Origin of the sequence: Labilibaculum antarcticum (assembly GCF_002356295.1) — a bacterium.
Lineage (GTDB): Bacteria > Bacteroidota > Bacteroidia > Bacteroidales > Marinifilaceae > Labilibaculum > Labilibaculum antarcticum.
The window spans coordinates 2,549,117-2,572,527 of sequence record NZ_AP018042.1 but is presented as its reverse complement, the minus strand read 5'-3'; the positions used below and the strand labels follow the sequence as shown (position 1 = coordinate 2,572,527).

At 36.5% G+C, this 23,411-nt stretch carries 12 protein-coding genes; 10 read left to right on the top strand and 2 right to left on the bottom strand.

The genetic code is table 11. The annotated features are described in order from the left end of the window. The first annotated feature begins 8 nt into the window (after positions 1-8). From ALGA_RS10120 to ALGA_RS10110, 3 genes are read left to right on the top strand one after another with little or no spacing between them, the layout of a single operon-like run. Positions 9-698, top strand: coding sequence for a hypothetical protein (locus tag ALGA_RS10120; RefSeq protein WP_096429202.1), 690 nt, complete (start codon positions 9-11; stop codon positions 696-698). A gap of 11 nt (positions 699-709) precedes the next feature. Continuing rightward, positions 710-3,430, top strand: coding sequence for a TonB-dependent receptor (locus tag ALGA_RS10115; protein WP_096429201.1), 2,721 nt, complete (start codon positions 710-712; stop codon positions 3,428-3,430). A 4-nt stretch (positions 3,431-3,434) separates the two neighbouring features. Further along, positions 3,435-5,573 (top strand): hypothetical protein, encoded by a 2,139-nt coding sequence (locus ALGA_RS10110; RefSeq protein ID WP_096429200.1) that lies wholly within the window; start codon positions 3,435-3,437, stop codon positions 5,571-5,573. A gap of 38 nt (positions 5,574-5,611) precedes the next feature. Here the strand turns inward: ALGA_RS10110 and ALGA_RS10105 are convergent, their stop codons facing one another. After that, positions 5,612-5,965 (bottom strand): rhodanese-like domain-containing protein, encoded by a 354-nt coding sequence (locus ALGA_RS10105; RefSeq protein WP_096429199.1) that lies wholly within the window; start codon positions 5,963-5,965, stop codon positions 5,612-5,614. Positions 5,966-6,339: 374 nt separating this feature from the next. Here ALGA_RS10105 and ALGA_RS10100 point away from each other — a divergent pair, with 374 nt between their 5' ends. From ALGA_RS10100 to ALGA_RS10070, 7 genes are all read left to right on the top strand, one after another. After that, entirely contained in the window at positions 6,340-7,224 is an 885-nt protein-coding gene (locus tag ALGA_RS10100; RefSeq protein WP_096429198.1) for an ABC transporter ATP-binding protein, read from the top strand. A 10-nt stretch (positions 7,225-7,234) separates the two neighbouring features. Then, a complete protein-coding gene (locus ALGA_RS10095; RefSeq protein ID WP_096429197.1) occupies positions 7,235-10,585 on the top strand; it encodes a golvesin C-terminal-like domain-containing protein in 3,351 nt (1,116 codons plus the stop codon). A gap of 21 nt (positions 10,586-10,606) precedes the next feature. Further along, positions 10,607-12,109 (top strand): TolC family protein, encoded by a 1,503-nt coding sequence (locus tag ALGA_RS10090; protein ID WP_096429196.1) that lies wholly within the window; start codon positions 10,607-10,609, stop codon positions 12,107-12,109. 41 nt (positions 12,110-12,150) lie between these two features. After that, positions 12,151-13,200: an efflux RND transporter periplasmic adaptor subunit gene (locus ALGA_RS10085; protein WP_162845427.1), complete on the top strand. Its 1,050-nt coding sequence runs from the start codon at positions 12,151-12,153 to the stop codon at positions 13,198-13,200. A gap of 73 nt (positions 13,201-13,273) precedes the next feature. Continuing rightward, complete coding sequence (locus ALGA_RS10080) at positions 13,274-16,402, top strand: efflux RND transporter permease subunit (RefSeq protein WP_096429194.1); 3,129 nt, start codon at positions 13,274-13,276, stop codon at positions 16,400-16,402. A gap of 211 nt (positions 16,403-16,613) precedes the next feature. After that, positions 16,614-21,338, top strand: a complete 4,725-nt coding sequence (locus ALGA_RS10075; protein ID WP_096429193.1) for an efflux RND transporter permease subunit — start codon at positions 16,614-16,616, stop codon at positions 21,336-21,338. Positions 21,339-22,078: 740 nt separating this feature from the next. After that, positions 22,079-22,780, top strand: a complete 702-nt coding sequence (locus tag ALGA_RS10070; RefSeq protein WP_096429192.1) for a hypothetical protein — start codon at positions 22,079-22,081, stop codon at positions 22,778-22,780. Positions 22,781-22,935: 155 nt separating this feature from the next. On the opposite strand, the gene ALGA_RS10065 is transcribed toward ALGA_RS10070, so the two are convergent. Then, positions 22,936-23,298 carry a rhodanese-like domain-containing protein gene (locus ALGA_RS10065; protein WP_162845426.1) on the bottom strand — a complete coding sequence of 121 codons (363 nt, stop codon included), beginning with the start codon at positions 23,296-23,298 and terminating at the stop codon, positions 22,936-22,938. Positions 23,299-23,411 lie beyond the last annotated feature (113 nt).

Here is a 23,411-nt window from a genome sequence, read left to right as displayed (position 1 = left end):
AAAATATCATGAAAACTAAATTACTAAACTTACTCACACTTATTCTGCTACTTGCAGGAATTTGCCCCAATACATTTGGTCAACCCAAATTGTCTACTGACAGTGAAAATATTATAAATGGAAAGATTTGGATACCTAACTACTCGATAGCACAAGCAGAACAATTTTTTCTGAAAAAACTTGAGCTTAATGGGAGCATGGTATTTAAGGGACAAACCTATACTAATTTGAATTTTTTCTATGACATCTCAATAGATCAAATAATAACTCCCATTCAAACAGAGAACAACACGACATGTAATATTGTTGTAAATCCTTATTTATTAGAAGGATTTACTGTATTTGATAACAATATAAATTATCATTTTAAAAGAGGAGATTTAATTCACGAAGAGTTATCCCCAACCAGCTACTATCAGGTTTTCACAAGTTCAAAAATAACCTATGTCGTTAAATATAATCAACTGAGAATTCTTGACTCAAAAAATGGTTCAAAACACTTCAACTATATAGATGACACTAGTATGTATAGTATATACGAAGGCAAGTTGAATAGCGTAAGAAACAAAAATGACATCATTTCTTTCTTTCCTTCCAAAAAGAAAGAAATGAACCAATACCTTCGACTTAAACGGCTAAAAATAAATAGACACAAACCATTAGACGCAATATTTCTACTAATCAAATTTGACCAATAAAATTACGGAAAATGAAAAAAGCACTCCTATTAGTATATAGTTTGTTCATACTTTTCCCATGTTTGGCAATAGGCGAACAAGAAATTAGTATTGGTCATAAAGGAATGACATTCATTGAATTCACAAATGACCTGAATGAAAAATATCAAATAAAAATATTTTTTGATAAAACTTGGATTGAAAATATTCGACTTAAAAAGTCTTATTCAAATGAAAATATCACAGATATTCTCACAGACATTTTCGCTGGCACACAATTAAGGTTCATTGCAAAAGACAATTTAATTGTACTTACCAAATATGAAAATATCAAACAAGAATTCAGTCTTCAGGAAAAAGTGGCTAATACAACAAAAGAAGTCGAATACGTTGAGGAAAATAAAGATATTTCAAACTTGCAGGAACAAGAGTATAAAATTCATGAAATTGGAACTGCCCTTGGCAAGAAAAAAGTAAAATTATTTGGTGAGGTGAGCCATTTTGAAAGCTCTCAACCCCTTAAAGGTGTTGAAATATATCTTCTGAATCTAACAAAAGGAGTAACATCTGATAAGAATGGTTATTTTGAATTAGATCTTCCCCCAGGGTTTTACACTTTACACTTTAAATTTATGGGACTAAAATCCAGTTCCCGAAAAATTAATCTTCGGGGTGATGGTCGAATTGACATTCAGTTAATCAGTGAAACCCAAACTATTAATGAAATACGTGTCTTAGCAAAAGACGACAAAGTAAAGCGAACATCAATGGGTTTAGAATATATTCAGGCAAAAGATATTGAATCTTTACCTTCGGCCCTTGGAGAACCGGATATAATAAAAAGTACAACGATGTTGCCTGGCGTGGAAAGCGCTGGAGAAGGATCAATTGGGTTTAATGTTAGAGGAGGCTCTGCCGATCAAAACCTAATACTTATTGACAATGCTCCTATTTATTATCCAGCTCACTTTTTTGGATTCTTTTCAGCATTTAATAATGACATGATACAGGATGCAAGTTTATATAAATCAAGTATTCCTGTTCAGTTTGGCGGAAGAATTTCTTCAACCTATGATATTCATTCGAATAATCAAATAGATAATAAAATAAATGGTAAAGTTGGAATTAGTCCTATTACAACGAAAGCATTTTTGAATGTGCCATTACTCAAAAACAAACTTTCAATAATGAATTCTTTCCGATTCACCTATTCCGACTGGATAGTGGATAAAATAGACTCAAAAGAATTAGTGGACTCAAAAGCGAACTTTTACGACCTGCATGGAAAAATAAATTATAAACCCAACCCGAACAATCAATTCGAACTTAGTTACTATAATAGTAAAGATGAATTCCAATTGCATTCCGACACTATATATAACTTCAATAATTTTGTTAGCTCATTAAATTGGAGACATCGTTTTTCTGAAAAGCTAAAGATGAATAACAGTGGATACTTCACAAGTTTCTCTTATGACATGAGTGCCACTGAAATTGCAAACAATGCCTTTAAATTAACGCATCGGGTAAATGAAGGTGGTTTTAAGGCTTTCCTCAATTACGAGAAGGATCTATATACAAATATAGACATGGGAACAGAATTGAAATATTACAATATAAGTCCGGGAGACATGAAACCTTATTCTGAAAGTTCTGTTGTGAGTAAAAACAATTTGCCAGAAGAAAGCGGTCTTGAGTCTGCGTTATTCGTAGGTATTAAACACGAATTTATAGGGAGTATTACTGCAGAAGCAGGAATTAGATATTCCTTATATGGTAATATGGGCAAAAGGGAAGAATTAACATATTTGGATGGAATTACAAGTCGTTACAATATTCTAGACACACTAAGCACGTCTGCAGGTTTGAATAATATATATCATGGTCCTGAATATCGTATTTCTATTAATTACGCATTAAATCCAAGCACATCAATAAAAGCAAGTTATAATAGGACACGTCAATACATTCATCTTTTATCAAACACCACTTCTATCTCGCCAACAGATACCTGGAAACTCTCCGACAAGTACTTAAAACCTCAAATTGGAGATCAGGTTTCTTTAGGATTTTATAAAAATATTTTTAATTCCACAATGGAATTTTCAGCTGAAACTTATTACAAAAAGGTTCAAAATGCTAAAGATTACAAAGATGGAGCGCAATTATTTTTAAATAAATACGCTGAAAATGAAGTATTGAATGCCGAAGGGAAAAATTATGGACTTGAATTATTTCTTCGAAAAAACAAAGGCCGTTTCAACGCCATGGTCAGTTATACTTATTCCAGAAGTTATTTAAAATCGAAAGATAAAACCGGCGAGTTTGCGGTGAGTGATGGGGATTGGTATAAGGCACCGTATGACAAACCACATAATATCAAAGCCTTTTTCAGCTTTAAACTCTCCAGAAGATTTATATTCTCGACCAATTTAGTGTATCACACGGGTCGACCTGCTACCTATCCTATCGCCAAATACAGGCTACAAGGAATTCCAATTATTTACTATTCTGAACGAAATGAATATCGTCTTCCAAATTACTTTAGAACCGATATCTCTTTGTTAGTTGAAGGTAATTTGAAAAAGAACAAAGCATATCATACGTCCTGGACCTTTGGTTTGTATAATCTTACAGCGCGTAATAATGCTTACTCCGTTTATTTTAGATCGGAAGATTCTTTTGTAGTCGGATATAAACTATCAATATTTGGAAACGCGATCCCTACCATTTCATATAACATTGAATTTTAAAGCTATGAAAAATAAAATCTCAATATATATAGTTCTTATTTTAATAGCTTCCCAAGCTATTAATTTTACAAGCAAAGCCGAAAATACAAGCCATGAAAGTGAACAAATCCATGTTCATGTTCAAAAAAATGTATTTATAGCCGGAGAATCTGTGCTGTTTAAATTGTACTGTTTAAATTCTGTCACAAAAAAATTATCCAAACTAAGTAAAGTTGCCTATCTGGAGTTAATAGACGAAAATGGTTATGCTGTTGCTCAAAAAGAGGTAATCTTAAATCAAGGAATGGGAAACGGTGGTTTTTTAATTACAGATCAACTATCAACGGGAAACTATGCGATTAATGCATACACACATTGGATGAACACCACCTCAAGAGAACTGACAAGTGTAACGCCAATTTTCGTGTTTAATAACTACAACCTGATAAATAACAGAGTCGATAGTCTAAAATCTACAAAAGGATCAACTCATTTCTATGATTTGAAAGATAATAAGAGAACCCTGCTACAACCTAAAAGCAATACGAGTGAGGAGAATCAATTTACAATTACTTCTTCAGTTGAAGATCTGGATCGATACATCCGATTCACAGTTTCATCAAACAATGATTCATCAGTATCACCTAAAGGCCTTAAATTTCAAATCTGCACAAGTAAAGGAGATATTGTTGATCAGACAATTGAATTAAAAGACAACAAATGGGAGTTTCTAATTCACAAAAAGGAAATTAATTCTCCTAATTGTGGTGTTTCTGTGAAAAATTTAGATGGAGAGATTTTAGCTCAAGCAGTTATTCATTTATCGAACTATGATAAAGGTAGGTTTTTTGAGAACCCACCCATTAATACTAAATCACAGGAAAAAATAAAACTTAATTTAGATCTTACTGATTTTACAAATGATTCCGAAATTGTCTCTCTCTCTGCAAGCATTAAATTAAAAGAACCTTTCCAATTATCGTCAACTATAATCGACTACTTTAATTTATACTCCGCCTTTGGAGCTTCGATGAGCAAATATTTTGACCAATTAAAAAAAATTCCTAAACAAGATTGGATTGAAAAAAATGAATTACAATCTATTTGGGTGAAAATAGAACCCAATTATGTTGTTAATTCTGATCAATATCCTGAAGAGGAAGCTTATATTCTAGAAGGTCAAATTAAAAACCGAAATACTAAAAAGGCTATTGCTGAACAAAATACATATCTGGCAAAAATTGGTGAGTATGCTGACATAAGTACCTTCAGAACAAATCAAGACGGAAAATTTTTCTTTCAACTTCCTTTACAAAAAGGCTTGCATGACATTTCGATTCAGCTTAATGACGGAGTCACTGAAGATTGTACTATTGAATTAAAAGAGAAATTTAATCAAAAAGGTTTTGCTCCTGCTCATTGGAATAAAAAAGATCTTAATGCAGAACAACTCGATTTTCTTAAAAATATTTATGAAAGTTCAAGAATTAGAAACATTTATAATCAAGAAACATTTAACGAATCCAAGGATACCATTTTGTACCGTAGCCAGAGCAATTTCTTTGGGAAGCCTTACTCTTCAATAAAAATTGACAACTTTATTCGTTTGGACTCTTTAGAGGAATATTTTCATGAATTTATTGCGCCTGTAAAAATAAGCTACCACAAGAAAAAAACTTTTTTCAATGTCTATAGTCCTGATCAATTGACTGTGATGAATTCTGCACCACTAGTTCTTTATGATGGATTAATTATATCTGACCCAAGAATTATTCTAAACAAAAGACCCTCGGAAATTGATAAAATTGAAGTAATGCCATATGAATACTATTATGGGAAGGCTCATTTCTATGGAATAATACATGTCATTTCCAATGACAAAGATTGTAAGATAAATCAATTGCCACTAAATACAGAACGATATTATCTTCCATTATTTACCACAAATTATTCTTTAAATAAAAAACCAGATTCTTACGAGCAATATACTCCTGATTTCAGGACTGATTTACTTTGGGAGCCAAATATAACCCTAAAAAAAGATCAGAATTTTGAGTTGGAATTTATTGCCAGTGATGTTAAGGGAGAATATGAATTAACTATTGAAGGTATATCAGACAATGGAGAACCTATCGTGCTAAAGCAAAGTATTTTTATTAAATAAAATCAGCCCCATTTAAATTCAAATGGGGCTACTTTTTTCTATCGATACCTCTGAACCTTTGGATCAACCTCTACCGACCAACGATCGATGCCTCCTTTTAGATTAAATGCACGTGAGAATCCATTTTTTCGCAAATAATTCATAACCTGTTTGCTGCGAACCCCCATATGACAAAAAACGATTAAGTCCTTATTCTTAGGTAAGTCTTCTAATTTATTAGGAATCTGGCCCATGGGAACATGTATTGCATTTTCCAGATGACAAATTTTAATTTCCGTGTGTTCACGGACATCAAGCATCAGAAAATCCTTCCTTTTCTCCATTTCCTGCACCAATTCCAATGGTGTAAAGTCTAATTTATCTGATGGATCATTTTTTAAAAAAATACTCACAGCGCCTCCTTTTATTTGTAATTAATCTTAATAAAGATAAAAAGAATAAACTAAAAAAAGGAAACCTATTAAAAGATCTGTTGCTCCAATTAATAATTTAAATTTTATTTCCCTACCAGTTAGGGAATCTCACAAAAACTCAATTCTCAAAAGAAAGAAGATTAATTTGGCAAAATCTGTAACCTATTCTTCTCATTTCTTGTCTCATACTTTGTATAGAACAGGTAAACTATCCTGTTTGTCGAAAAACGAATTAATGGACTAGTATTGTTAACCATAAATTGTAAATTTGATTGATAGACTATAATTAAACCTTTTCTATTGTCCATAGTCTAATATTCGTCTGCCTTATTTACTTTGAAACCACTATATAGATGCAAATCAATATTCACGACCTAAGTAAAATCTATCCAAACGGTAAAAAAGCTCTGGATACTATTAATCTGGAAATTGGTACTGGAATGTTTGGTTTGCTTGGTCCAAATGGTGCAGGGAAATCAAGCTTAATGCGAATTTTGGTTACGCTAATGAAGCCTAGCGTGGGTTCTGTTTCAATTGATTCATTTGATTTAGAAAAAAACAGGAAAGAAATTAGAAGCATGTTGGGCTATCTACCTCAGGATTTTAGATTTTTCTCACAACTAAAAACATGGGAATTTTTAGACTATGCGGCCTCTCTTTCCGGGATAAGAAAAAAAAGTATTAGAAGAGATAAAGTTGACGAATGGCTTGATAAGGTAGGTTTATTCGATGTTCGGGAAAGAGATGCGAATAAGCTGTCTGGAGGAATGAAACGCCGACTGGGAATTGCCCAAACATTAATCGGCTCTCCAAAAATTATCGTTGTTGATGAACCAACAACTGGTCTTGATCCAGAGGAAAGAATACGATTTAGAAATATATTATCAGAACTGAGTCAACAAGATGTGATCATCATACTATCTACTCATATTGTTGGAGATATTTCAAGCATTTGTAACAATCTGGCCTTACTAAACAACGGACAGCTTGCTTTTAAAGGAAGCCCGGAGGCTCTTATTGAAAAAGCCCGCGGACATGTTTGGCAAGTGAGTACTTCAGGCTACGAATACGATCTGATTAAAGATAAATATGCCGTGGTTTCAACGATTCCAACGCAAGAAGGATGGGATGTTCAGTTAATTGGAGACGGCAGTCAATTTGCCAATGCAATTGAGCTGGAACCAACTTTGGAACATGCATACGTTTATTTCATGGAAATGTCTTCGGCACTAATCTAGCAATTTGAAAATGATCTCTATCCACACCATACGCACTGTAGCCAAATACGAAACCCGAACTCTTCTTCGATCATGGTTTTTTAGGATATTTGCAGGACTTTCCGTCTTATTTATTGGAATTTTTAACGTTGCTGCATTTGTCGAAAATAGTAACGCTCCTTGGATATACAGGGCACTACCCGCAGCAATTCCTTATGCCAACCTCATTATTCTAAATTTAGGCCAGGCAATTGTTGCTGTATTTTTAGCCTCCGAGTTCTTAAAGCAGGACAGTAAAAACGATACGGTAGAAGTAATCTATGCGCGCTCGATGACAAACAGCGAATACATTCTGGGAAAAACTATCGGAATCACAGGTGTTTTCGTCATCCTCAATTTTATTATTCTATTAATGGGAATTGGGTTCTCATTTTTAAGTAATGACTCTTCACAAAGCGCCTGGGTTGTATTTTATTATCCTCTTTTAATATCCATACCAACACTGGTTTATATTCTTGGATTGGCTTTCTTTCTAATGATCCTCTTGAAAAACCAAGCCATCACTTTTATCATTTTGTTAGGATACATTGCGTTAAGTATCTTCTATTTAAACACAAAATTCTATCACCTGTTCGATTACATTGCCTATCAGGTACCAATGATGAATTCTACCATTGGAGGGTTTGGAAATATAGCCGAAGTAGCTATTCACCGAGGAATATATTTCTTTCTGGGAATTGGTTTTATTCTCTTCACTATATCCAAATTAAATCGCCTGCCTCAATCGAAAAGATTGGTTTCACTTCCCATCTATTTGGCAATAATCAGTTTTTTAATCGGAGGGGTTTTAGCCAAGACTTACATCGATATTAATATCGACAATCAGGAGTTTAAAGATGAACTGATTAGCCTGAATAACAAATACGTTTCATTCCCTAAGTCAGAAGTTACATCTTGTGTTATTGATCTTACGCATACCGGTGAAGAAATATCAGTGAAAGCCGAACTTGAAATTTGCAATAATTCAGGTTCGAATTTAGATACTCTTCTTTTCAGTTTAAATCCAAACTTGACTGTAAGTTCGGTTCTTCAAAACGGCAAAGATGTAGATTTCACAAGACAAACTCATTTACTAAAAATAATTCCAAGCAAACCCATTCTGAAAAAAGACAGTTCAAAACTGTATATCATTTACAGGGGCTCAATTGATGAACGAACACATTTTCTAGATTTAAATCCGGAGTTGACAGAAGACAACTTTACAGCACAAATGTTTCGAATCCGTAAGCGGTTCTCTTACTTACAAGATAATTTTGTCTGTCTTACAAGCGATGCTTTATGGTATCCTATTTCAGGAGTTGGCTATTCTTCCAGCAATCCGGCTTTACATTCGCCCGATTTTACAAATTATACTTTAAAAGTTCAAACATCGAAGAATCTGATTCCCGTTTCTCAAGGCGAGTCACGCAAAATTGAAGACGGAGTTTTTGAATTTCAGCCAGAATACGCTCTCCCAAAAATTAGTTTGCTAATTGGTGATTATCGGAAACATAGCATCGAGGTCGATTCGTTAGAATACTCAATTTACAGCATTAGTGGAAATGAATTTTATCTGAAGCATTTTGATGTTATTCAAGATAGTTTGCCTGCCCTTATTCGAGAATTGAAAAATGAGTACGAAAGCCAAATAGATCTGGAATATCCGTTCAAACGATTCGCTTTAGCCGAAGTTCCTATTCAATTTGCATTGGATAAACACATTTGGTCGATAAGCAGTGATGCTGTTCAGCCCGAAATCATTTTCTATCCTGAAAAAGGAGTTGTGATGGAGGAAACTGATTTTAAAAAGCGAAAGAATCGATTCGAAAAAAGGATGAAACGGGATAACGAAGAAGTCTCGGATGAAGAATTGCAAGCTCGTATTTTCAAACGATTTGTGCGCGGAAATTTTATGCCACCCCCAAACGAATGGTATCAATTCGACAATGTTGATAGAAATACCTATTCGCCTTTTCCGAATTACTATGGCTTCTCAACACAAATGTATTCTCAGGAATATCCGGCTCTAAATATTGCTTTGGGTGTCTATCTGCAAGAAAAAAATGCCAGCTCATCGTCACAAAATCGTTGGCAATTTGATGGAATCAGTAAAGAAGAACGCATTAATCTTGAATTAAAGAAAGCGTCATTAATAGACATCACAAAATCAGGAATCAGAGCGTCGAAGGACGATAATGAGCAAATCTATTTAAATGATATTTTTAGAGCCAAAGGGATTCATCTGTTCTCTCTGTTTCAAGCAAGATACGGTGAGGACAATTTCAATTCCCTGCTAAAAGCTTATATCGAAGAAAACCAACATCGCAAATTTAGCTTTAGCAATTTCGACAGTTTACTTCTGGCTCGTAATGGGGAATCAGTTCAGGCTGATGTGAAAAATTGGTATACAACGAACAAACTACCTGGCTTTTTAATTAAAGATCTGGAAACCTATAAAGTAAAAGAAGGCGACCATATTAAATACCAAATTCGATATAAGATCTCAAATCCGGAACCGGTGGATGGAATTGTTTCGGTTAGCATTGAATTAAATGATCAAAATCGAAGACGAAACCGGAGAAATTCAGGGGACGACAAACCTGCTTTTACAAAAAGTATTTTCATCCCTGCGAATTCAGCTCGAGAAGTAGGCTTTGTATTTCCTTCTCAACCAGGAAGAATGAATGTGTCTACACATATTTCGGAAAATTTACCCAATAGTTTGATTTATGATTTCTCCTCATTTGATGAGACCAAAAAAGGCAATTTCTTTAATGATATAAAAGACAGTGAACCTTTCGACGGAATTTTATCATCGAATGAATTCGTGGTTGATAATGAGGACAAAGGCTTTGAATATGTACAGGTATCAAACAAAAGTTATCTGAAACAATGGATTGATGACAAACGAATTACCGAGCATGAATATTCAAGATTGCGTACCTGGAATCCACCTAATGAATGGAAAAACGTTTTACGTTCCGGCTTCTTCGGAAAATACGTAAAATCTGCATTCTTCACCAAATCCGGACAAGGGAATCGTTCTGCAATTTGGACCGCTGAGCTTACAAATAGTGCACAGTATGATGTGTATTGTCACATCGAGAAAGTAGAACATTGGGGAAGAAGAGGAAATCAACAAAAAAAGACTGATTATAATTTTAAAGTATATCATGAATCCGGAGTCGAAGAAATAAATAAAAATGATCAGGAATTAGAAAATGGCTGGAATTACCTGGGTACTTTCTTTATAAATCCGGAAAACGCAAAAGTAGAATTGACAAACAAATCGGCAGGCGCTTTTCTGTTTGCTGATGCAATTAAATGGGTTGAAAACAAATAAAATTTACAAATTATAGAAGGCATGATTACAACTAGACCACAACAAAAATTGTTACGAATATTAATATGTGCCGGAGCAATTCTATTTAGCTCTTTATATACTCAGGCTCAAAAAGATATTACTCTGAATGAAGCTCTTCTCATCGCCTTTGAAAATAGTCCCGATATTAAAAAATCGAGAATCAACATGCAACAAAACAAGGAGCAACTGAATGCCCAATTGGCTTCTCTACGTTCTCGTTTTTCCTTTGATGTCACACCAATATCCTACGACAAAACAGAATCGTACAATGATTATTTCTCTACTTGGAATACCTCCGAAAATAAAAAAGCCAGCGGAACATTTACCGTTTCCCAGCCTATCAAGTTTTCCGATGGTAGATTATCATTGCAGAATGAATTCGGGTATCAGGATAATTATTCAGAGGCAAGCAACTCCAACTATGCCGGATATAACAACTCGCTTTATTTGCAGTATGATCAGCCACTTTTCACCTTCAACAAAACCAAAATGGATTTGTCCCGAAATGAGTTAAATCTTGAAAATGCAACTTTGGCTTACTCCATACAAATGCTAAATATTGAAAGGCAGGTAAATCAGGCATTTTATTCCATTTATCAGAAACAAATGGCCTTAAAAATATCTGAAGAAGAATTTGCAAACCAAATAGTAAGCAAAGATATTATCGCAAGTAAAGTTGAAGGTGGATTATCTGCAAGAGAAGAACTCTATCAGGCCGAATTAAATTACGCAACCAGTAAATCGAATCTCGACAACAATCGGGTAAACCTGGAAAATGCCAAAGATGAATTTAAACTTTTGCTGGGAATTTCCTTGTACGATGACATCGCAGTAAATACAGATATTAAATACGTTCCTGTAGTTGTAAATCTTGAAAAAGCCATTGAAAATGGATTGAGCCAACGATTAGAATTATCACAAAGAGAGATCGATTTAAACAACGCAAAATTTGATTTAATACAAACCTCATCGGTAAACGAATTCAGAGGTAACGTGAGCCTTTCGATTGGTATTATGGGCAATAATGAAAATCTGGCCGATGTTTACGACAAACCAACCAAAAGTCCTCGCGTTGGTGTTACTTTTTCCATTCCTATTTTCGATTGGGGAGAACGCAGAGCACGAATCAGAGCTGCCGAACTGGAAATAGAAAGTCGCGAGATTGACAAAAACAGCCTGCGCAACGACATTACCATTAACATTCGAAAAATCTTCCGAAATCTTCAAAACCTAATACAACAAATAGATATTGCCAAGCAAAATGAAAAGAATGCTAAGCTGACTTACGATATCAATTTAGAGCGATATAAAAACGGTGATTTAACCAGTATTGATTTGGAGCGATTTCAAAATCAATTATCCGAAAAGAAAATGAATATGGCTAACTCTCTGATCAACTACAAATTGGAATTACTAAACCTGAAAATTCAATCGCTCTGGGATTTTGAAAACGACAGATCCTTTGTGCCACAGGAATTACAAGAAAATTTGATCATCGAATAAATACAAACTCAATCATGATATACCATACTAAGTCTATAAATATGAAACGAATCGCATTTTTCATTCTAAGCATTGCTCTATTTTCTGCTTGTAATGATAGGGAAACTGATCTGAACAAAGACATCGCAGTTCAGGTATCCGTTCAGGAAATTACATCCAGGAGTATTGAAAAATTCATCAGCACAACAGGAACCGTAAATCCGATAAAAACAGTTAGTATTAAAAGTACCGTGGCTGGAAAATACCACTTGCAAATTAATCCAACAACCGGTCGTCAATTTGCCCTGGGCGATTTCGTAAAAGAGGGAACCAATGTTATTGTTCTTGAAGACAAAGAATACGAGAACAACATTAAAATTAAGGCTTTGGAACTTCGCTTAGAAATATCACAGCAAGTATCGGAAAAGCAACTATCGCTATATGAAAAAGGTGGTGTTACTCTTTCGGAAGTGAAAAATGCTGAAATCGATCTGATTAATGCCAAATATTCTTACGAAGATGCCATATTCCGATTGGCTAAACTAAAGGTGAAAGCCCCATTTTCCGGAACAATCACCAACCTAATCTACCATACTGATAATACCCGAATTGAAGCCTCATCTGACTTGTTAGACATTATGGATTACAGCAAGCTTCACATGGAGATAAATTTAGCGGAAAAGAACATGACTTCAGTTAAAAAAGGACAACAGGTTAATATAATCAATTACACCATTCCCGGTGATACTTTAATAGGTGTTCTTGCTCAATTATCTCCTGCCATCGATTCGGAAACCAGATCTTTTAAAGCTGTTATCAATATCAACAACTCTAAACTTTTGTTGCGCCCGGGCATGTTTGCCAAAGGTGAAATTGTAGTTGCGAGAGCTGACACGACCATTGTGATTCCAAAGGATGTGATTCTGAACAAACAAAAAGGAAATACCGTTTTTGTAGTAAACAAAGGATTGGCCGAGGAACGTGTCATTGAATTTGGATTGGAAAATCCTAAGGAAGTACAGGTGATTTCCGGATTAAAAAAGAAAGATCGATTGGTTGTGAAAGGCTTTGAAACTCTTCGAAACAGATCAAAGATAAAGGTGATAAAATAATCCGCCACAAATTTCAATTCGCATCCAACATCAAATGGCAGCCTCTGCCATTCAATTATAAATTGCTTTCAAAATGAAGAAAATTACTCAATTTTCAGTCAATTACCCGGTAACAGTATCCATGATTGTTATGGGAATATTGCTTTTGGGATATGTGTCGCTCGGCAAATTAAATGTTGACTTGTTCCCGGAAATGAACGCTCCCCGCATATTTGTGGAAATAAAAGCCGGCGAACGTCCTCCTGAAGAGATCGAAAAGCAATTTATTGAAAATATTGAAGCCCAATCCATCCGACAAAAAGGCGTGAGTCAGGTTTCATCGGTTTGCATGGTTGGCTCGGCAAGGGTGACCGTAGAGTATACATGGGGAAGCGATATGGATGAAGCTTTTCTGGATTTGCAAAAAGCACTTACCTCCTACAGTCAGAACACCGAAATTGATGAATTCACCATTACACAGCACGATCCCAATGCATCCCCGATTTTAATCATCGGAATGCTTCATCCGGAAATTAAAGACATGGATGAATTGCGAAAGGTTGGTGAAAATTATATCCGTAACGAGTTGATTCGTTTAGAGGGAATCGCCGAAGTAGAATTGACTGGTACACAGGAAAAGGAAGTGCGCATAGAAACCAACCAATATCTTTTGGATGCCCACCAAATAACCATCGATCAAATTGTTCAGAAAATAAGAAGCCTGAACCAAAATGTTTCAGGTGGAAGCATTGTTGAGATGGGAACCAAATACATCATTAAAGGGGCAGGTTTAATTCGCAGCGTTCAGGAAATTGAAAATGTAATCGTCGGAACAAAAACAGCCTCATCTCCAACATCAATGAGTGCAGGCAATCAAATTCTGATAAAAGACAAAGTACCCATCCTTTTAAAAGATGTTGCCAAAGTAAGTTTTGTAGCAAAAAAGGCACAAAATATTGTTCGAATCAACGGTGAAAGATGCATTGGTTTATCCATTTACAAAGAAACAGGTTCGAATACAGTTCAGGCAGTTGAAGATTTCGAAAAAACAATGGTTTCTATCCGCAAAGCCTTGCCGGGATATCAGTTTATCGTGGTGCAAAATCAAGGTCTGTTCATTCAGAAAGCAATTGATGAAGTAGAAGAAACAGCACTAATAGGAATTCTAATCGCCATTTTGGTTCTTTTTGTCTTTTTACGAAGAATAAAAGTAACAGCGATTGTCAGTTTTGCAATACCAGTTTCTATCATCGCCACCTTTAATCTAATGTATTTTAACGGACTAAGTCTCAATATCATGACATTGGGTGGTCTGGCTTTAGGCGCCGGTATGTTGGTAGATAATGCCATTGTAGTCATCGAAAACATCTTTCGGAAGATGGAGCTCGGTCTCTCGGTGAAAGATGCGGCCATAGAAGGAACATCGGAAGTTGGAGGTGCTATTGTCGCCTCCACTCTTACCACAATTGTTGTATTTCTGCCAATTGTGTATATGCATGGTGCTTCGGGTGCTTTGTTTAAAGATCAGGCATGGACCGTTGCCTTTTCGTTAATCGCATCGCTTTTTGTAGCCATTTTAATGATTCCCATGTTATTTCATTACGCCTATAAGGGAAAGGGGAAAAACATAAAATTTAAATCAGTAAAAATTGGTTGGTACGGAAGCTTACTGGGCAATTTGCTAAACAAACGAAGCTTGGTAATTGGTGCTGCAGGTATATTGATTGTACTCACAGGTCTTATTTTCCCCTATGTTGGAAATGAATACTTACCCAAAAGCGGAATCGGCGAATTCAGTCTGAATATTCAATTGAAGGAAGGAACTCAACTGGAAAGAACATCTGAAACTGTTGAAGCCATTGAATCCATGCTAAAACAATCCATGGGAGATTATTTCGAAACTGTTTACACGCAAATTGGTCCGGGAAGTAGTTCTGCTACCGATAAAGCTGTATTTCAAAACGAAAATACGGCCAGCATCAAGGTTCGTTTAAAGAGCGAATACACCGCTCAATCGGAAGCCATTCTCGAAAATGTAAGTCAATTAGTCAGTGATATTCCTGATGCTGAAATTTCCATTATTCGTGATGAAACAGCTCTGCAATCGACCATTGGAACAGAAAGTGCTCCAATTGAAGTTGAAGTGAAAGGAAAAGACATGAAAGTTCTGGAACAGCTCTCTATTGAAATTAAGGACCTACTGACTCAGGTTCCCGATTTGACAAATGTAAAAACCAATATTGAAGAAGGAGCTCCTGAAGTAAATGTGGTAATTGATCGCTACAAAGCAGGCATGTTTAACTTGAGCACAGAAGGGATTGCCGGTCAGTTACAAGATGTTTTGATGGGCAAAAATGCAGGTAAATTCGAAAAAGGAGGAGAAATGAATGACATTACCATTCAAATGCCTGAAACAAGTCTTTCCGAATTGCCTACGCTTCTGCTTAAAAGTGGTGAAAAGGAAATCCCACTCTACGAAGTTGCACACATCGAAAAATCATCTTCACCAAAACAAATGATAAGAAGAAATCAGACCAGAATTGGGAAGATAAGTGCCGACATTCGTGGCGAAATTGCTTTTGATCAGGTGATTGACAAAATAAACACAAAACTCTCAAATATTGATTTGCCACAAGGCTATCAGGTAAGTCTTATTGGTGAAGAACAAAAAAGACAGGAAGCACTTTCCAATTTAAGCTTTGCCTTGATGCTTTCTATTATATTGGTATACATGGTTTTGGCTTCTCAGTTTGAATCCCTCATTCACCCATTCACCATTCTTCTAACCATTCCGTTGGCTGGTGTTGGTGCTGTGTGGGCATTTTTCCTTTTGGGAATGCCTCTAAATATCATGGCCTATATTGGTATAATAATGCTCGGAGGAATAGCAGTGAACGACTCCATAATTCTTGTAGATGCCATTAACCAATTCAAAGAACAAGGAAATTCCTTACGCGATTCGATAATTATGGCTGGAGAAAACAGGATTCGCCCAATCATAATGACCAGTATCACCACAATTTTGGCCTTACTGCCACTAACCATTGGTTTTGGTGAAAGTGCTGCTTTACGGGCTCCAATGGCCATAGCGGTAATTGCCGGTTTGGTTACCTCAACGCTTCTAAGCTTAGTTGTTATTCCTTGTGTTTACTATATTTTCGATAACATGCAAAGCTATTTTTCGAAATCGGGGAATAGAACATCAAACAACACAATGGAATAAACAGATTTAGACAATAATACACCCCTCTGTCCTTCGGACATATCCCCTGGAAAGGGAGAACGCCAGAACAAAGGAGTTACTATATATAAGAAAAGAATTTTTAAAAGTCCCCCTTTCAAGGGGGATTTAGGGGGATGTTCATTACATAAAAACACTCCCCTGTATCCCCTCTCAAGAGGGGACTTTAACAGGACTGATTAAAAAGAATAAAATGAACTTCATTATAAAAAGAAAGGTTTTAATTGCAATGCTCTTCACAGCACTTAGCATGTTGGGGTTTTTCTCCTACAAGCAATTGCCTGTTGAATTGCTTCCAAACGCAACACTTCCTATGCTGTTTGTGCAGGTGGGAACTAGTATGGAGGTGGATCCACGCTATATGGAGAGTGAAGCAATTATTCCTTTAGAAGGAGTGGTTGGAGGAATGGAAGGCGTTGAAAAGATAGTCTCTACTGCCGGTCAACAAAGAGGAAGCATCCAAATCTCTTTCGAACAGGGAACCAATCTTAAATATGCTTATTTAAAACTGGCCGAAAAAGTTGCGGCAAAAAGGAAAGATCTTCCACAGGAATTCGGAGTGCAGGTGCATAAAGTCGATATGGAACAACTCACCAACATGTTCATGAATATTCAGGTTCGTGGAGGTGGAGGTGTTGACCGGGTTCGCCAAGTTACCGAAAATGAAATAGTCGATAAAATTCAAAACATTAATGGCATTGCCAATGTTGCTGTTTTTGGAGGGCGCGAAAAATCCGTCGAGATCATCCTAAAAGATGATGTTTGCAAGAGTTATGGCATCAGTCCCTCGGATGTTCGCTCCGTTCTTAATCAAAACAAAAACATGCGGAGTTTTGCTGGGAATGTTATCGAAAACGACAAGATGCACTTTGTTAATGTTGTCTCCGAATTTTCCAACATTTCAGAATTGAATGAACTCGTTGTTAAAGAAGCTGGCAATATCAAACTGAAAGACATTGCAAACATTCATTTTGGAGTTAAAGAAGAAACCTCTTACAGCCGGGTGAACGGAAAAGAAGCCGTTACCCTTCAACTAACACAAGATTCTCAATCGAACATTATCGATTTAGCAGACAATGTAATTGAAAAAATTGAAGAGATAAACGAGGAGTTCGCAGGCAAAGATATTAGCATGGTGGTGCAAACGAACAGTGCCGAAACCATGAAAACAAATATCGATTTAATTATCGAGCTGGCCTTAATTGGGGGAATATTGGCAATTTTCGTTCTTTGGATATTCCTTAAAAATATTCGTTTGGTAGCTGTAATTGCCCTGGCGATACCGATTTCGGTTTATACCGCATTTAATTTTTTCTATGCCTACGATATTAGCATCAACACCCTTACCCTTTTGGGAATGGCGCTCGCAATTGGTATGCTGCTCGATAACAGCATTGTGGTTCTCGAAAACATTTACCGCTTGGCTGGTCAAAATAAAGATCCGGACACGGCAGTTATTCAGGGAACCAGAGAAGTTTGGCGATCCATTTTTGCAGCGACACTAACAACAATCACCGTATTTTTACCCTTTCTGTTTTCATCCAACTTCTTGATCGGATTAATGGGAAAACACATAGGAGTTTCCATCATCTCCACTTTGCTGGTATCCTTAGTCGTTGCTCTGCTTCTGATTCCAATGATTACCCACTCTTTCCTGAAAAGAAAAAAAGCTTCACGTACCCTTAATTTCGAAAACATTTCATTACACAACCGACTGGTACAAATCTATTTAGTAACACTTAAATCGTGCATGCGATTTCCCGGGAAAACTATTCTCGCCGCCTTAGGACTGTTTTTCATTACTTTACTGATCAGTTTAGGCTTAAGCATGATTTCGAACACGGAAGCTGAGACTGAAGATTTGAAACTTTACGTGACACTTCCTGCGGGAACCACACTCGAAAACACCGATTTATTAATTCGGGAAGTAGAACAAAGATTGGATTCAATTCAAGAGAAAAAAGACATCACCAGTCAGGTTTACGAAGAGGAAGCAATCTTAACCATCAAACTTGTTGATGATTACAGGGACAAACAGAATCTTTCGGTGCCTGGAATTAAGAAAAATATTCTGGAACGTGTTGATAATCTACCACGGGCATCCTTTAGTTGGGATCCTCCGGCCACTAGCCGCCGATTTGGCGGAGGAGGTGGTGGAGGATTTGGTGGCGACAATGCTTTCATGCAAATGTTGGGCATGGGAACCCAGAAAGAAAAGCTGATTATTAAAGGTCAGGATTTCGATAAAATGCTCGACGTTTCGGAAGATTTAGAGTACTATTTAGGTCAACTAAGCTCCATTCAAAATGTTTCGGTCAGAAATCCAGCCAAACGTCCCGAATTGGTTCTGGAATTGGACAAACAAATAATGGCTATTTACGATATTCCGGTCAACTCGGTATTGTCGGAATTGAACTCCTTCCAAAAAGAATTTTCAAGTGGTGTAAAATTCAAACAAGGCACCGAAGAGTACGATATCATCATAAAAACACTAGGTGATACGGAGCAGGAAACAAGAGATGCTGCCGATCTGCGTAAGCTTGTGGTAAGAGGAACGCAAGGTGCCGAATTCGAATTGCAAAATATCAGCAATCTGAATTTTACCGACGGCTTGTCGACTATAAAAAGAACAAATCAGGAAAAACAACTCGAAGTTGAATATCGATTTATTGATGAAATAAACGACGAAAAAGATCTCCTAACTGCCTCGCGGGTAGAAATTGACGAATTGGTGGCGCGTATGAATATTCCTTCGGGCATTGCGCTCGAGATTGTTCATGAAGAAAACACATTGGCTGAATTTGGCTTTCTTTTTCTGATGGCGATTATTTTGATATTTATGATCTTAGCTTCCGTATTCGAATCGTTTACGATGCCAATTGTCATGATGTTTTCCATTCCTATGGCCGCCATCGGATCGCTGATAGCATTAATTTTAACCGGAACTCCGCTGATGAACGCGAATGTTTTTATCGGATTAATCATTCTTTTAGGCATTGTGGTGAACAACGGAATTATCATGATCGATTATTCCAATGTGCTTCAAAAAAGAGGATATCGGGAATCTAGAGCTTTAATGATGGCCGGATTGGCACGAATCCGCCCTATTCTGATTACAGCCATCACCACCATTATTGCATTGCTGCCGCTGGCTCTTGGGCGTGGAGAATATGTAACACAATTGGGAGCTCCTTTTGCCATTACCGTTATTGGTGGCCTAAGCTTAAGTACAGTTCTCACCCTGGTTTTTATCCCAACTCTTTACGTAGGCTTGCGAACCAGCTTAAACTGGATACAGAGTCAGCCCGTTTTGGTAAAAGCTGTTCAAATGGCCATTTGGATCATCGGAACGTATTTTATTTACACCGAAGTGGATAGCAAGATTTGGCAGATAATTACTTTCTTACTCCTTCTTTTATCGGTACCGGCATGCATCTATTTTATTCAGACCAGTTTGCGAAAAGCCAACGAAAAGCTGATCGATCCTGATGAAGCACTGCACATCGAGATCAGAAATTTGGTAAAAATATACGAGTGGGATGGTCGTTTTACCCGTGAATGGAAATCGGGACTTAAAATAAGAGAACGATTGGGCTTAAAAGAATCCTATTCTTCCCTGCGTGATTTCGTTACCTTAATTTGGCAATTGCCTCTGGCTGGTTTCTTCATCTTTTTTATTTACTATCATCTCGAAAACAAGTATTGGTTACTGGGCTTGTCTATCCTATTCCAAATTATGCTTTTGCATTTTATGGCGCCGGTTATGGAGTACCGTAATCATCTAAAAAAAGAAAGCAGTAAGCAATGGATACGGCGATTTATTTATGCAATTCATAAAATCATTTACTGGATATTCCCAGTATTCGTATTCGGGTATTTTTATCAGAAATACGAGCTGCTTGGACTCATTATTCCTCTGGCCTTTTTCTGGTATCTGGCTTTGCTGATAAAAGTATCTTCGAATAAAATTTATCGCGAAAAGATAAATGTTAACCGGGTTAAAGGTCGATTCAGCGGGATTCGTAAATTCTTCTACCGCTTCGTTTTAATCATCCCAATCATCGGGAAAAAGAAAATTCCGTTTAAAGCAGTTAAGGGAGTATCCTTCAATATCGAAAACGGAATGTTCGGATTACTTGGGCCGAATGGTGCTGGTAAATCTACCCTGATGAGAATTATTTGTGGTATTCTGGAACAGAGCTACGGACAAATTACCATTAACGGCATTGATGTAATCGAAAAGCGGGAAGAGTTACAAGGACTAATAGGTTATCTGCCACAGGAATTTGGTATGTATGAAAATATGAGTGCCTGGGATTTCTTAAATTACATGGGAATTCTGAAAAAACTGAATAACAATGCCGAAAGAAGGGAACGTGTGGAATATGTTCTGAAAGCCGTTCACATGATCGATCAGAAAGACAATAAGATCGGTTCCTTTTCAGGGGGAATGAAGCAACGAATCGGGATTGCTCAAATTCTTCTTCACCTGCCAAGAATATTGGTGGTTGATGAGCCTACTGCCGGACTTGATCCTCGGGAGCGAATTCGATTCAGAAACCTATTGGTTGAACTTAGTAAAGACAGAATCGTGATTTTCTCAACCCATATTATCGAAGATGTTGCCAGTTCGTGTAACCGCGTTGGTGTAATGAAAAAAGGGGAACTGAAATATTTAGGCGAACCGATTCACATGGCCGGAATTGCCGATAAAAAAGTGTGGATGCTAACAGTATCTCTGGAAGAGTTCGAGGAGTTAAAAACCAAGCACGTCATCATTCATCATATGCGCGACAAAGATCAGATTCGTGTTCGCTGCTTGGCCGATGAATATCCAGGATACAATGCTGTAAATACAAAAGCAAATTTGGAAGATGCTTATTTGTGTTTGCTAAACGAGAAAGAAGAAAAAGCTTAACCACAAAGGCAAACGAAGGATATCACGAAGAACACAAAGGATAATAAGAGATAGGTGAAACAGCTAAAAAAGAATTAATAAAGATGATTTGATCACTAAGAATATTTACAATACAACAAAAAACTTTGTGTGACTTTGCGCCGTACTTTGGGTTCCCTTTGTGGTGAAAAATTAAAAAAGGGTTAACCACGAAGGTAAACGAAGGAATTCATGAAGAACACAAAGGAAAACAAGAAATAAGTCAAACAGCTAAAAAAGAATTAATAAAGATGATTTGATCACTAAGAATATTTACAATACAACAAAAAACTTTGTGTGACTTTGCGCCGTACTTTGGGTTCCCTTTGTGGTGAAAAATTAAAAAAGGGTTAACCACGAAGGTAAACGAAGGAATTCATGAAGAACACAAAGGAAAACAAGAAATAAGTCAAACAGCTAAAAAAGAATTAATAAAGATGATTTGATCACTAAGAATATTTACAATACAACAAAAAACTTTGTGTGACTTTGCGCCGTACTTTGGGCTCCCTTTGTGGTGAAAAATTAAAAAAGGGTTAACCACGAAGGTAAACGAAGGATATCACGAAGTACACAAAGAAAAACAGGCAAGTTCATGGGAAACACATAAAAATAAAGCGTTGCGGTCACACTATTGTGGATACAAAAACTAAAATGACAAAAAACTTTGTGCGACTTTGTGTCGTACTTTGGGTTCCCTTTGTGGTAAAAAAACAATAACAATGAAAGAAAAACTGATACTTACAGCCGATTTTATACGCTATAACATCAAAATTATATTTGCGAATAAATTCATCTATTTCCTGATTGCCGCCTTTGCCTTTTACCTGATGGTGACAGGCATCATGCTGTTTACTGATTCAAGTCCGGATGAAGCAGACATTTACGGAAGCTTAATATTTCCGGGAATTCTGATTTTATTCTACCCCGTTATCTACAACATACAAAGCGATAAGGATAGCCGAATGCTCGAAATTCTATTCGGTATTCCCAACTATAGGTATAAAGTGTATTTGGTCCGTTTTGCACTTAGCGTGTTACTTTTGTTTTTATTAATGTGTCTGATGTCATGGATCACAGTATTTACCCTTATTCGCATATCGGTATTTCATATGGTTTACGAACTGATGTACTGCCTACTTTTTTTAGCCAGTCTGGCATTTTTATTGGCCACTCTTATTAAAAATGCGAGTGGGGCCGCAGTTGTGATGATAATTATCGGCCTCGTCTTTTTTATCCTCTCAGAAACTCTCCAAGCAAGCAAATGGAACATTTTCTTAAACCCCTTCGATGTTCCCGGAGATATGAGTTACAGCATTTGGCAAAATGTACTCTCTCAAAACCGAATGATGCTTGTTGCCGGCTCTGTCATTTCAATTCTTTGGAGTTTAATCAACATGCAAAAACGAGAACGATTTGTGTAAAATTTTTACCACAAAGGCTACTCAAAGTACCTCGATAAGGTACAATAAGCTCATATTACTTTGTGATCTTTGGGGTTTATTTTATTGCCCTTGTTAAAAAGAAAAAAGGCTCAACAACCTAAGTTATTGAGCCTCTATTATATCTTATCCAAGTACTATTCCACCTCAGCAAGTTGGCTTTGATTCTTTTTCATTTCACGATTCCAACGATTCAATCCACCTTTTAGGTTCGCCGCTCTGTGATATCCTACTTTATGCAGATAGTTTCTTACCTGCTTGCTTCTAAATCCTAAATGGCAGAAAATCACCATGTCCTTATCCTTTGGTAAAAGCGGAAGTCTATCTTGAATTTCTCCCATGGGAATGTGCATTGCATTTTCGATACCAGCTTTGGCCAATTCATTTGTTTCTCGAACATCAATCAGCAGGATATCATCACGTTTCGCCATCTCGGTCATTAACTCAAGAGGTGTGTAACTTGTTTTGGGGCCGTTATCGTTATTTTTGAAAAAAATCATATTTCTGATATTTAAATTAGACATTCACTATGAACCAGACTTTACTACTGGCTCCATTCGTGTTGGTTCTAACAAATATAAAAAAATATGTAATTACAGCTTCTTTAAAATCA